The following is a 12,565-nucleotide window of genomic DNA, read 5'->3' as shown; positions in this document are numbered from 1 at the left end:
CAACCGAACCGGGCGGGGACCGGAACCGAGCTGGGCGCAGGCCCGGAACCGAACCGGGTGCGGACCGGAACCGAGCTGGGCGCAGATCCGGAACCGAACCGGGTGCGGACCGGAACCGAGCTGGGCGCAGATCCGGAACCGAACCGGGCGCGGACCGGAACCGAGCTGGGCGCAGATCCGGAACCGAACCGGGTGCGGACCGGAATCGCACCGGATCCGGGGTGGCGGCACCGGCCGGCCGGTCGGGCGCGGCCGTGCGGTGCGGCCCGATGCCCGACGCGATCACCCGGGATCAGCCACGCTCTGCCGTCCGTGCCACCTGGCCGCATCATGGAAGTGGATGCATCTGCCCACTTTTGCGGTAAGAGCGTGCGTGGAGGCCGTCATGCAGACCCCGGACCGTTACCGGCTGACCTTCACCCATGGGCCATCGGGCGCCGACGCCGCCACGGACGAGGTGGTCGTGGAACGCACCACCTCGCTCGGGCCCGGCGGCAGTCCGGTCTACTGCGACCCCACCGGCATCCTGCGTGCCGAGATCAGCCAGGCGGGCGAGGTGCGGATGCTGGCCAGCGGCGGCTACCAGTCACCCCTGCCACCCTCCGCCGAGCCGCTGGCCTAGGTCCGGCCGCCGCCGCAACAGGAGCGTGCGCCGCGGAAGGTGATGACGAATTCGTTCCGCCGCCGCCGAAATCCTGGCCCCGACCCGCGACTTGCTTGTTGCAAACCGGCGGAAACGGACTCACTCCCGCCCTCGCAGAGCGCATCGGATCACCCTTCCCCAACCAGACCGCAGGAAAACGTGATTGCCCGGACACGGGTCTCGCAAACGTCTGGTTCATGAGAGGTTTCTATGAATCCGAGTTGTCTCTGAACACTCGGGGCTTCATCTCCGTATGAGGCGGGGGATTGCCATGCCGGTCGGCAACGAAGCGTAGGAGTAGATCCTTGGTACGCAACACGCGCAGACGCCCAACAGGCGCACGACGCGCGACCATCGGGGCGGTCGCGCTGATGCTGGGAGGAGGTGGGCTGGTAGCGGCGAACGTCTACGCCACGGCCTCCGAGAGCACCTCGGGCCAGACCGACCAGGTCCTTGCCTCGGGCGCCGCCACGATCGACTGCCCGGATGTCGGCAGTGAGCTGGCGGCGGTTCCGGAAGGGGCCAAGACGGAGGTCGACAAGGAACTCGCCCTCCTGGACAAGCAGATCGCCGAGGCCTATCAGCGGCTGCAGAGTTCCGCGGACGCGATCAAGCAGGACGCCGCCTTCGCCAACAACTCGATCATGAACCCGCTCAAGGACAAGCGAGCGGCGACGATCGAGCGGATCGTGGCGGCCGTCGACGCCGTGGGTGACCGCCCCGAGGGGCTGGACGCCTTCGCGCCCTGCATACTCCGCGCCTCCGGCAACCAGGACGAGCCGGAGAACGGGCAGGACGGCGAACAGAACGGCGACGGTCAGGGCGACAACGCCGATGACGGCGCCGGTCAGGACCAGGGTGCCGGTCAGGACCAGGACCAGGGCGCCGGGCAGGGGCAGGGCGAGCAGCCTCCCGGCAACGGCGGCCAGGCCGGGAACGGCCCCGTGGCAGCGGACTTCGTGGACATCTCCACCGTCCAGCCCAACGTGTCGAAGCCGGCCGCCCAGGGCAACGCCTCCAAGGGCTCCTTCACCACCAAGTGCGGTGTGAACGAGAACGGGCTGTTCAACTCCGACAACGTCATCGTGGCTCCCGGTGTCAGCAACGGCGCCCACCACTTCCACGACTACGTCGGCAACCAGTCCAACGACGCCTTCGCGAGCGACGAGGACCTGGCGAACGCCGAGACCTCCTGTGAGGACGAGGGCGACAAGTCCTCGTACTTCTGGCCCGTGCTGCGCCTGCAGAACGGCGCCGACGAGAAGGACGCCGCCTCTCCGGGCGGTGGCATCGAGGGCAACGCCGGCAAGATCATCAGGCCCAAGGCGGCCACGATGACCTTCCAGGGCAGCCCGCGCGGCGAGGTCACGGCCATGCCGAAGCTGCTGCGCATCATCACCGGTGACGCCAAGGCGTTCGTCAACGGCCCGACCAACGCCAACGCGTCGTGGAGCTGCACCGGCTTCGAGGACCGGCAGCTGAAGGACAAGTACCCGCTCTGCCCCCAGGGCAGTGACGTGGTCCGCACCTTCAAGTTCCAGAGCTGCTGGGACGGCCGGAACATCGACAGCGCCAACCACCGTACCCATGTGGCGTTCGCAGCCGCCGACGGCAGCTGCGCGAACGACTTCAAGGCCATCCCGCAGCTGGTGCAGCGCATCGTCTACGACGTCGACGCGCCCAGCGTGGCCGATGGCGGCAAGGCCAAGCCGTTCTTCGCGGTCGACTCCTTCCCCGAGCAGCTCCACAAGCCGGTCACCGACCACGGCGACTTCATCAACGTCTTCGACGAGGCGCTGATGGGCGACATGGTGGACTGCATCAACGAAGGCCGTAAGTGCGACGGCCCGGACGACGGCGGCAACGGCGGCGGCGGCAATGGCGGCGGCGGTAACGGCGGCAACAACGGCGGCGGCGGCAACGGCGGTGGCGGCGAGGAGCCGACCGACCCGCCGACGGCTTCTCCGGACCCGACCGAGGGCAACGAGCAGCCGGGCGACGACGAGCCGGGCACCGAGCAGCCCGGGACCGAGCAGCCGGGGACCGAGCAGCCGGGCGACGACGAGCCCGGGGACAACGGTCAGAGCGAGACCCCCGCGGACAACGGTGGCGAGAACACCGCGAAGCCCTCGGCCGGCAATACCGAGGCGACCGAAGCCGCGGGCGGCGCGGACAAGGGCAAGGGCGGCGACAAGGACGAAGCGGCGCCGAAGGCCGCCACGTCACCGTCGGCGACCCGGAGCGACGATGCCGGTTCGACGGGCGGCGCGGACGCCGGCAGTGCCGTGCCCGGCCCCGAACCCTCGGACGCGGGCGGAGTGGCCGAACCGCAGACGGTCACGGGCGGACTCGCGGAGACCGGCACGAGCCTGTGGCCGGCCGCGGCCGGCGGACTGCTGGTGATCGCGGGCTTCGTACTCCTGCGCCGTATCAGCAGCAGGTCGAGGTAACGGCACCGCTCCAACACCACGGAGGGCGGTCGGACCTGCGCAGGCAGGCTCGGCCGCCCTCCGTGCGTGAGCAGCGGAAAGCCCCGGCTGGACGGGGGAGACCAGCCGGGGCCGTGTGCGGTGTCTGCGGAGGGCGGTCGCCTCTCGGCGAATGGCTCCATGGGGCTTCAGCCGAACGATCTTCCCCATGGGCTTTGGGTGAGGCCCGGGGACACTGTCCCCTCCGCAGCCACGTACAGAAGAACGGCCGACCGCTCCCGCTTGTTCCGTGCGAGGGGCGACGCGCTCCGTGAGCTGCGGCACACGCTGCGATGAGTGACTGGATCAAGACCTTCCTGAAGGGCGGAGAAGCGTGGACTCCACAGCGCCGGGGGAACGGACAGCTCTCGCCACGCATCGCACCGAGCCGGAGAACACCCCCTGTACGCAGGCAGGACGCCGGCCGCGTCGGGTGGCCGTGCCCGGCGGCCGGGCGGGCACGGCCACCGGCGGACGCCCCGCTGCCGGACAGGAGGGCGATGTGAGCGCAACGGATGCGCCAGGACCAGACCAGTGCATGTCGCGTTTGTTCGGTATTTCAGATCGCTTCCTTCCGGGCATTTCTTCCGGTCCGGTGTGGCCGATACGGCTCACGTTTGACATATTTGCCTACCGAGTTGGGCGCGCTGAAGCCCGTGCCGGTGGTCAGGACCGAGGGCGTCGCCCCGGGCCCGGCTCACGCACGACCGCCGAAGGCCTTCGACCGGATGTACGGCAGGCAGGGTGGGATTCGGCGGACGCCGTGCGACGGTGCCCGTGCTGAGGTTCGCGGGGAGAGCGGTGCGCACAGGCAAAGCCAGAGAGATGCGGAATCTGATCGGTCAGCTGGTCGACGGGCTGACGCTGCCCGTGCCCACGGATCCCGACCTGCTGTTCGCCGCGCTGATCACGAAGGTGAGCGAGCTGAGGGGCCGCGAGGTCCGGCTCGTGAAGGAGGAGTTCCCGCACCGGACCGCGAGCGGACTGTGGCTCGACCTCCCCGCCTACGATCTCATCGTGGTGGACAAGCGGGCGACGTCCCTGCACCAGTTGGCGATCTTCTTCCACGAGGTGTGGCACATGCTCAAGGGGGACTGCGGCAACCACGTCGTGGGCAAGGCGGTGGCGGCCCGCCTGGTCTCGACCGGCACCGAACTCCCCGAACTCCAGGAGCCCGTACGCAAGGTGGCCGCCCGCACCGAGTTCGACCGGCGCGAGGAGGCGGACGCCGAGAGATTCGGACTGCTGGCGGTCACCCGCCTCCGCGTCTGGCTGGAGGGCGAGCCCGGCAGCGCGGCCATGGACCGCGGCCGGATCGCCGGCCGTATCGGTGCGTCCCTGGGACAGCGCAGGCCACAGGTCTGAGCGGTGGACTCCTCCGACTACTACATACCGGCCGTCGCCACGCTGCTGGGCCTGGCCGTCAAACTGCCGGGCCTGGTGAAGGACTGGCGCGACCCGCTCGTCCGGTCCGTCTGCCTCGTGATCGCTCTCGGCGGCGCGGGCTTCTTCTTCGCCGCTCCTCCCACGATCACCGCCGTCAACGAGGCCACCGGCACGGCCAACTTCTCCAGCCCGCTGGTGTACGGCATCATCAGCGCCTTCAGCGCCGCCTGCCTGCTGCTCATCGTCCACTGGCGCGGGGGCCCTCCGGCGTACGTGCGCAGTGTCTCGCGGCGCTGGCAGGCCGGGTACGCCCTGGTCGTCGTCGCGCTGGTCGTCCTCTTCGCGCTCGGTGACGCCCCGGTGGACCGCCACACCGACTTCGACACCTACTACGCGACGACCCCGTTCATCCGCGAGATGATCGTGCTGTACCTGGTCGCCCACATGACCGCCGCGCTCGTCACCACGGTGCTGTGCTGGCGCTGGGCGCTCCAGGTCAGCGGGTGGCTGCGGGCCGGACTGTGGATCCTCGTCCTCGGCTGGCTGCTGAACCTCGCCTTCAGCGGTCTCAAACTGGCCGCGGTGGCGGCACGTTGGGCGGGCCAGGACTGGGGATCCCTCAGTACGACCCTGGCGCCGCTCCTCTCCGCGATGTCCGCGCCCTGCGCCACCGTCGGATTCCTGCTGCCCCTCGTGGGCCCCTGGGTGGTCTGGAACTGGCGGGCGGCGAGGACCTACCGCAAGCTCCGCCCGCTGTGGCGCGAACTCGGGGGCGCCTCACCCCGGACGCCGCTCGCCGGGCCCGTCCCGTGGTACTCGTCGCCCCAGGTCCGCCTCACCCAGCGCGAGGCGGGCATCCAGGACGGACTGAGCCTCGTGGCACCGTGGTTCGACATCGGGGTCCGTACACGGGCGAGGGCCGCGGCGGTCGCCGCGGGTCACGCCGACGACGAGGCCGCCCGGATCGGACAGGCGGCGATGGTCGCCGCCGCGGTCCGGTCGGCCGACCGGGGCCTGCCCGTCGGCTCCGGTGCCCTGCCCGACCACTCCGAGATCAGCGCGGTGCGCACCGCTCCCGTGGGTGTATCGGCCGCGCTGCGTACGTCGCCGATCGTCGCGGCGGCCCGCGAGAGCCGTACCGCTTCCCCGGTCGACGACGGCGAGAAGTCCCCCACATGAAGCACCTTCGCACCGTCGCTCAGTGCCGCCGCCCAGCCCTGCCCGAGCGCGCGTCCGGCACCCCGGCCCCTGCTCGTACCGGTCCGAGCACGCGCACTGGCGCGGCCCTCCGTGGCCACGGAAGGCCGGTGAAGTCGTGGACGTCGTCTTCTACATCCCTGGCGTGATCCTTCTCGCCACCGCCGTCCTCAACCTGCCCGCCATGCGGGGAGCCTGGCGCGACCCCCTGATGGCCGCGAGCATCTCGGTCCTGCTCATCGGCGCTCTCGTGTGCATCCTGTCCGCGCCTCCCACCATCGGAGTCGTCAACGACCTCATGGGCATCGCCAACTTCTCGGCGCCGCTGGTCTATTCGGGGATGTCCGGGCTCAGCGCCTGCTACCTCGTGCTGATGATCGCCTGGAGAGGCGGCGAGCCCGAGCGGGTGGCCCGCGCCTCCCGTGCCGTGGTGTGCGTCTACGGACTGGTGATCGTCGGGATCGTCGCCCTCTTCGCGCTGGCCGACGTGCCCGTGGAGCGGACCCGGGACCTGGACACGTACTACGCCAGGACGCCGTACATGCGCGAGATGATCCTGCTGTACCTGGTGTCCCACACCGCGGCCACCGCCGCCCTCGCGGGCATGTGTCTGGCCTGGCTGCGGAAGGTGCGCGACCTCACCCGCAAGGGTCTGACGCTGATCGTCGTCGGCGTGCTCTTCGACCTGTCGTACCAGATCGCCAAGTACCTTGCCATCGGCGCCCGTTGGGGCGGCCGGGACTGGGACTTCCTCTCCACGAGCCTCTCACCGCCGCTCGTGGCGGTCGCGGGAGTCACCGTCGCCGCCGGCTTCGCGCTGCCGCGCGTCGGCCCCTCCACCGTGGACAACTTCCGCGCCTGGCGGCGGTATCGCCTCCTCAGACCGCTCTGGCTGGAGCTGCGCGAACTGCGGGCACCGGTGGCCGACACCCACTGGTGGGATCTCCCCGTGGTGCGCCTGGTCCAGCAGGAGATCACGATCCTGGACGGCGTCCTGGTGTGCTCGCCCTACCTCGACGACGAGGTCCGCAGGGCGGTGGCGCTGGACCACGCGGAGATCGTCGCCGAGGCGGCCATGCTCGCGGCGGCCAGGGTGCGCGTCTGTGCGGGCCCCGACGCCGAACTCCCCTCCGACGTAGGCCGGTTGCGGTCCGTCGCACAGCCCCACCTGATGGTGCAGCTCGCACGGGCCCTGTCGTCCTCACCCGCCGTCGCGGAGGCCCGGCGGTGGGCGGCCCGTCAGCAGGCGGCCCAGCAGAAGCTACGGCACGACCGCGACCACGACAACGACCGCGATCACGACAGGGCTTAGCGGGCCCGAGGTGGCTCTCCGGCGCGCGCATGGTTCGATCAACGGGCGGCCGGACCGGGAAGGATCCCGGTTCCCGCGCTCCGCACAGCGATCACCCGTACCCGCGCGCCCCGCGTGCCGCAGCCATGCGCCGACGCCGGGTGGCGCCGGGCAACAGAGAGGGCCACCCATGCCTGACACGAACTCCACCCCCGGGCGCAGCGCGATCGTCGTCGGAGGGGGTATGACGGGCATGCTCGCCGCATCCGTGCTCGCCGACCACGCGGACGTCACGATCATCGAGCGGGACCTGCTGCCTGACGGCCCACGGCCACGAAAGGGCCTGCCACAGGCCCGGCACGCGCACGTGCTGTGGTCCGGTGGGGTCAAGGCCCTCGACGAACTCCTGCCGGGCATCGTCGACCAACTCGCCGACCGTGGCGCCCGGAGAACACCCGTCATGGCCGACCTGGTGTCCAAGGCCCCCTCGGGGCAGTGGTTCCGGCGCTTCACCCACGCCGGCCACGTCAGCCTGCTGTGCAGCCGTGACCTGCTCGACGCGGTGATCCGCGCCAGAGTGCTGACGGACCCGCGCATCACCCTGCGCCAGGAGACCGAACTGCTGTCCCTGGAAGGCGGCGCCCGCCGGGTGTCCGGCGTACGAATACGGTCGGCGGACACCGAGAGCACCCTCCCGGCCGACCTGGTGATCGACGCCGGCGGACGGGGCAGCCGTGCCCCCGACTGGCTCCGGGACCTCGGGCTTCCGCCGGTCGCGGAGCGCACGGTCGACGCCGGCTTCGGTTATGCCAGCAGGATCTACCGCGCCCCCGGTACGACCGCCGACGGGTTCCCGATCGTCAACGTGCAGGCCGATCCCCGCCAGAACCCCGGCAGGGGCGGCATCATCACCCCCATCGAGGGCGGCCGTTGGCTGGTGACGCTCGCCGGGACCAGGGGAGGCCGACCGAGTGCCGACAACGCGGAGTTCGTGCCCTTCGCGCTCGGTCTGCCGCATCCCGTTATCGGTGAACTCCTCGCCGACGCCGAGCCCGAGACGGACGTCGTCACCACCCGCAGCACGGCCAACAGGCGCCGCTACTACGAGAAGGCGGCCCGCTGGCCCGACGGCTTCGCCGTCCTCGGCGAGGCGGTCGCCGGCTACAACCCCGTCTACGGACACGGGCTGAGCGCCGCCGCGCAGAGCGTCGTCGCACTGCGGCACATCCTGGAACGGCAGGACCTGTGCGCGCCCGGCACGGCCCGGCGCATCCAGAGAGGCGCGGCGCGTCCGGTCGAGAACGCCTGGAGCCTGGCCGTGGGGCAGGACGTGTTCTACCCGGGAGCCAGCGACGAGCCCCCCACCCGGCTGGAGAAGGCCCTGGCCGCTTTCGTGGACAGGGCCGTCGACGCGGGATCGCGGAACCCTCGCGCCCTGCGCATCCTGCTGGACGTGATGAGCATGGAGAAGCCGCCTTCCCGGCTCCTCAGGCCCGACATGCTCGCCCTGGTCTGCTTCGGCCGCAAGAAGCCGCATCTCTCGGGCCCGCCGCTGACGGACCGCGAGCGCGCGGCGGTCATGGCCTGACCCTCGCGCGGGTCATGTCCTGACCCCCGCCGCGGGGCGCGGATCACGGCCTCCGCCGCCCTCGTCACCCCCTTGACTGGTGATGACCCCCTCTGCGAGGATCATCACCAGTCGAACAGGTGACGTCGTGCAGCTCCGAGACGCAGGAGGCCGAGATGGCGCGTGAGGAAATGGTTCAGGTCCCGGATGTCGCTGACGCGGCACGCCGTGCGCGGTTCGGTTCGCTGCCGGAGAGGATCCGTCTCGCGGACACCGTCGAGGAGAAGCCGGCCACGGTCGTGGATCCCGCGCGGAACGCGTACAACGACGACGAGTGGCTCGTTCGCACGTGCATCTGACGGCTACGGCCTTCTGACGTCCACGGCCTTTTGGCGTACGAGGGCTCGTGACTCCGTGGGCTTGCGACGTTCGAGGGCTTGTGACTCCGCAGGACTTGCGACGTTCGAGGGCTTGTGACTCCGCAGGGCTTGCGACGTTCGCGGGGCTTGCGATGTCCGCCGGCTTAGGGCGTCCGCGGACTTCGGGCGCCTACGGACCGCCGGTATTCGCGGTCCCGCGACACCTGTGAACCCCTGAGGTCCGCACGCTCCTGACGGCCCGCGCAGTCGACGGCTCGCAGCGCTACCGGCGCTACCGGTGCTGCGGGCCCGAGCGGGCGCGCGTCAGTGCGCGGCGGGTGCCCCCGCCTGCTTCTTGCGGGCGCGGTAGGCCGCCGCCTTGAGCTTGTTCCCGCAGGACTCCATGCCGCACCACTGCCGGCGCATACCGCGGGACCGGTCGATGTAGACGCGGGTGCATTCGGGATTCCCGCACTCCTTGAGCAGCGGCACGTCAGGACCGCTGAGCACCTCCACGGCGAGCCGCGCGACCGTGGACAGCGCTTCCTCCGGCGAGGCCTCCGTCCACCGCCCCGACGCGGTGAGCTGCGGTGTCGCGGGAGGCCTGCGAGCCGCGCCGTTCACCGTGTCGAGCGCCCTGTCGTCGTAGGGCTCTCCGAGGCGACGGGCGGTGACCAGCTCGTAGACGGCCTCCCGTACGGTCACCGCCCGCGCCACGTCGGAGTCTCCGCCGGGGGAGAGGGCGTCGACGATTCCCGCCTCCAGATACCAGGCGTCCAGCCGCTCCGGCGACACGAGCATCTCGAAGCGGAGCGTGTGGCGGGCGCGGAGCGTCGCGGCGAAGTCCAGGGCCGGGTTTCCGCACACGAAGACATGATCCACATTCACGTCACCATCTTGGCAGGTGACGATTGCCCGTGCAAGGTCCGACCGGCAGGTCAGAAGGGGCCGACGTGACCCTTGACTTACCAAGACCCTCGCGCCACATTCCTGACTCCGCCGCACAACCGGGACGCCGGACGCCCGTTGGCCCCCGGAGCACAGCACGCTCTCCCATTCCTTCGTCCGGTTGGAGCGCCCTGTCATGGCCACAAGCGCGGACCCCGCGAGACGCACCGACACCCCCTTACCGTCCTCCCCGCTCTCCCCGCCCTCCTCCCCGTCCTCTCCGCCCTCCTCCGCGTCCGGCCCGTCGAGGCGCCGGGTGCTCGGCGCGGCGACCGGAACCGGTCTCGCGCTCGCCGCCGGGGTCCCTTGTACGGCCCGAGCGGCCGACCTGCCCCTGCTCGGCACGTACGACGTCGTCGTGATCGGGTCCGGCGCGGCGGGGATGACCGCCGCGCTCACCGCCGCGAAGCAAGGACTGACCTGCGTCGTCGTGGAGAAGGCCGCCACCTTCGGCGGTTCGGCGGCACGCTCGGGCGCGGGAATCTGGGTCCCGAACAACCCGGTGATCCTGGCCGCGGGCGTGCCCGACACCCCGGCGAAGGCGGCGACCTATCTGGCCGCCGTGGTCGGCCCCGACGTCTCCGCGGACCGCAGACAGGCCTTCCTCGGACAGGGGCCCGCCATGATCTCCTTCGTCATGGCCAACAGCCCGCTGCGTTTCCGCTGGATGGAGGGCTACAGCGACTACTACCCGGAACTGCCCGGAGGCCTGCCCGGCGGCCGTTCCATCGAACCCGCCCAGCTCGACGGCAACGTCCTCGGTGCCGAACTCGCCCGGCTCAACCCCCCGTACCTGCCGGTTCCCAACGGCATGGTCGTCTTCAGCGCCGACTACAAGTGGCTCGCCCTCGCCGCGGTCAGCGCGAAGGGCGCCGCCGTCGCCACCGAGTGCCTGGCCCGCGGCACCAGGGCGGCGCTCCTCGGCCAGAAGCCCCTCACCATGGGCCAGTCTCTGGCGGCGGGCCTGCGCGCCGGACTGCTCGCGGCCCAGGTCCCGGTATGGCTGAACACCCCGTTCACCGAGCTGTACTCGGAGAACGGCACCACCGCGGGAGCCGTGGTGACCAAGAACGGCACACCCGCACTGGTCAGGGCCCGGCGCGGGGTGATCGTCGGCTCGGGCGGCTTCGAGCACAACGCGGCCATGCGCGCCCAGTACCAGCGGCAGCCCATCGGCACCGAGTGGACGGTCGGCGCCAAGGAGAACACGGGCGACGGCATCCGGGCGGGCCAACGGGCCGGCGCCGCACTCGACCTGATGGACGACGCATGGTGGGGCCCGGCCGTCCCGCTGCCCGGACAGCCCTACTTCTGCCTCGCCGAACGAACCCTGCCCGGCGGTCTCCTCGTCAACGCCGCAGGAGCGCGCTTCGTCAACGAGGCGGCCCCCTACAGCGATGTCGTCCACACCATGTACGACAAGAACGCGAGCTCCCCGCACATCCCGGCCTGGCTGATCGTCGACCAGAACTACCGCAACCGCTACCTCTTCAAGGACGTCGCTCCGACCTCCGTGTTCCCCGACGCGTGGTACGAGTCCGGTGCCGCCCACAAGGCCTGGACGCTGGACGCCCTGGCCCAGGGGATCGGTGTGCCGCCGGCCGCCCTGCGGACCACCGTCAACCGCTTCAACAGCCTTGCCCAGAACGGCAACGACACCGACTTCCACCGTGGCGACAGCGTCTACGACCACTACTACACCGACCCCGCGATCCTCCCGAACTCCTGCCTGGCACCGCTGTGGCTGGCCCCCTACTACGCCTTCAGGATCGTCCCGGGCGACCTGGGCACCAAGGGCGGCCTGCGCACGGATGCCCGGGCGCGAGTACTGCGCCCGGACGGATCCGTCATCCCCGGCCTGTACGCCGCCGGGAACGCCAGCGCGGCCGTCATGGGGCACAGCTACGCGGGCGCGGGCTCGACGATCGGACCCGCGATGACCTTCGGCTACATCGCGGCCCGGGACATCGCGGCGACCGCCGGGACCTGAAGTCCGACGAGAAGCCGCTACCCGCTTGTGGGAGCGCTCCCGCGGCGGCCAGGATGCTCGACATGCATCCACAGCCGACCATCCGTCCCTACCGACTCGCAGACCGGGCCGCGGTCGCGGACGTCTGCGTGAGAACCGCCTTCGAAGGAGGGGATTCGCGGAAGCGCTACCCCGACGAGGAGTTGATGCCGTCCATCTTCGCCGCGCCCTACTGCCACCTGGAGCCGGAGCTCACCTTCGTCCTCGACGACGGATCGGGCCGCGCGGTCGGCTACATCCTCGGCGCCGCCGACACGGAGGACTTCGTCAAGAACTTCCGTACGACCTGGATCCCGCGGGTCGTCCATCGCTATCCCGAGCCCACCGCGGAACCCCGGACACCCAGTGAGGAGATGATCCACCTCCTGCACACTCCCGAGCGGATGATCCTGCCCGACCTGGCGGCGTATCCGGCACACCTGCACATAGACCTCCTGCCGGAATGGCAACGACGGGGCTTCGGAAGGGGCCTGATGGAGACTTTCCTGGCCGCCCTGGACGACCGCGGAGTCTCCGCCGTCCACCTGGGCATGGTCACCGCCAACGTCGCCGCGCGCGCGTTCTACGACCGCCTCGGCTTCCACGAGATCCCGGTGCCCGACCCCGGCCCCCTCACCTACCTGGGCAGAACGACGGCCGGGGGAACCCCTGTCGGACCTGTCCTCTAAGCTCCCGCG

At 70.8% G+C, this 12,565-nt stretch carries 10 protein-coding genes; 9 read left to right on the top strand and 1 reads right to left on the bottom strand.

The features are described 5' to 3' along the window. Positions 1-385 precede the first annotated feature (385 nt). The 7 genes from OHS59_RS05440 to OHS59_RS05410 all read left to right on the top strand — a co-directional run bounded on the left by OHS59_RS05440 (position 386) and on the right by OHS59_RS05410 (position 8,911). Entirely contained in the window at positions 386-622 is a 237-nt protein-coding gene (locus tag OHS59_RS05440; RefSeq protein ID WP_328492252.1) for a DUF6296 family protein, read from the top strand. Positions 623-1,014: 392 nt separating this feature from the next. After that, on the top strand, positions 1,015-3,093 hold the full coding sequence (locus OHS59_RS05435) for a DUF1996 domain-containing protein (RefSeq protein ID WP_443061613.1): 2,079 nt from the start codon (positions 1,015-1,017) through the stop codon (positions 3,091-3,093). A gap of 843 nt (positions 3,094-3,936) precedes the next feature. Continuing rightward, entirely contained in the window at positions 3,937-4,476 is a 540-nt protein-coding gene (locus tag OHS59_RS05430; RefSeq protein ID WP_328492250.1) for a toxin-antitoxin system, toxin component, read from the top strand. A gap of 3 nt (positions 4,477-4,479) precedes the next feature. Further along, positions 4,480-5,676: an MAB_1171c family putative transporter gene (locus tag OHS59_RS05425; RefSeq protein WP_328492249.1), complete on the top strand. Its 1,197-nt coding sequence runs from the start codon at positions 4,480-4,482 to the stop codon at positions 5,674-5,676. 136 nt (positions 5,677-5,812) lie between these two features. Beyond that, positions 5,813-7,006, top strand: a complete 1,194-nt coding sequence (locus tag OHS59_RS05420) for a DUF6545 domain-containing protein (RefSeq protein WP_328492248.1) — start codon at positions 5,813-5,815, stop codon at positions 7,004-7,006. A gap of 169 nt (positions 7,007-7,175) precedes the next feature. Then, positions 7,176-8,573 carry an FAD-dependent oxidoreductase gene (locus tag OHS59_RS05415; RefSeq protein ID WP_328492247.1) on the top strand — a complete coding sequence of 466 codons (1,398 nt, stop codon included), beginning with the start codon at positions 7,176-7,178 and terminating at the stop codon, positions 8,571-8,573. Positions 8,574-8,728: 155 nt separating this feature from the next. Continuing rightward, entirely contained in the window at positions 8,729-8,911 is a 183-nt protein-coding gene (locus OHS59_RS05410; protein ID WP_328492246.1) for a hypothetical protein, read from the top strand. Positions 8,912-9,235: 324 nt separating this feature from the next. Here OHS59_RS05410 and OHS59_RS05405 read toward each other — a convergent pair whose 3' ends face one another. Beyond that, positions 9,236-9,799 carry a CGNR zinc finger domain-containing protein gene (locus OHS59_RS05405; RefSeq protein WP_328492245.1) on the bottom strand — a complete coding sequence of 188 codons (564 nt, stop codon included), beginning with the start codon at positions 9,797-9,799 and terminating at the stop codon, positions 9,236-9,238. A 196-nt stretch (positions 9,800-9,995) separates the two neighbouring features. Here OHS59_RS05405 and kstD point away from each other — a divergent pair, with 196 nt between their 5' ends. Both kstD and OHS59_RS05395 read left to right on the top strand, forming a co-directional pair. Further along, a complete protein-coding gene (kstD, locus tag OHS59_RS05400) occupies positions 9,996-11,849 on the top strand; it encodes a 3-oxosteroid 1-dehydrogenase (protein ID WP_443061385.1) in 1,854 nt (617 codons plus the stop codon). Positions 11,850-11,911: 62 nt separating this feature from the next. Then, the gene (locus OHS59_RS05395; RefSeq protein WP_328492244.1) at positions 11,912-12,556 is read left to right on the top strand and encodes a GNAT family N-acetyltransferase; all 645 of its coding nucleotides are present in this window, start codon (positions 11,912-11,914) and stop codon (positions 12,554-12,556) included. The last annotated feature ends 9 nt before the right edge of the window (positions 12,557-12,565 follow it).

It is taken from the genome of Streptomyces sp. NBC_00414 (assembly GCF_036038375.1).
Taxonomy (GTDB): Bacteria; Actinomycetota; Actinomycetes; order Streptomycetales; family Streptomycetaceae; genus Streptomyces.
The sequence above is the reverse complement of the archived record's forward strand: the minus strand, read 5'-3'. Positions and strand labels throughout refer to the sequence as shown.

What these genes read in the sequence shown, in the direction of transcription:
- OHS59_RS05440 (WP_328492252.1), top strand. Translation starts at nt 386, where the DNA reads ATGCAGACCCCGGACCGTTACCGGCTGACCTTCACCCATGGGCCATCG.
- OHS59_RS05435 (WP_443061613.1), top strand. Translation starts at nt 1,015, where the DNA reads ATGCTGGGAGGAGGTGGGCTGGTAGCGGCGAACGTCTACGCCACGGCC.
- OHS59_RS05430 (WP_328492250.1), top strand. Translation starts at nt 3,937, where the DNA reads ATGCGGAATCTGATCGGTCAGCTGGTCGACGGGCTGACGCTGCCCGTG.
- OHS59_RS05415 (WP_328492247.1), top strand. Translation starts at nt 7,176, where the DNA reads ATGCCTGACACGAACTCCACCCCCGGGCGCAGCGCGATCGTCGTCGGA.
- OHS59_RS05410 (WP_328492246.1), top strand. Translation starts at nt 8,729, where the DNA reads ATGGCGCGTGAGGAAATGGTTCAGGTCCCGGATGTCGCTGACGCGGCA.
- kstD (WP_443061385.1), top strand. Translation starts at nt 9,996, where the DNA reads ATGGCCACAAGCGCGGACCCCGCGAGACGCACCGACACCCCCTTACCG.
- OHS59_RS05395 (WP_328492244.1), top strand. Translation starts at nt 11,912, where the DNA reads ATGCATCCACAGCCGACCATCCGTCCCTACCGACTCGCAGACCGGGCC.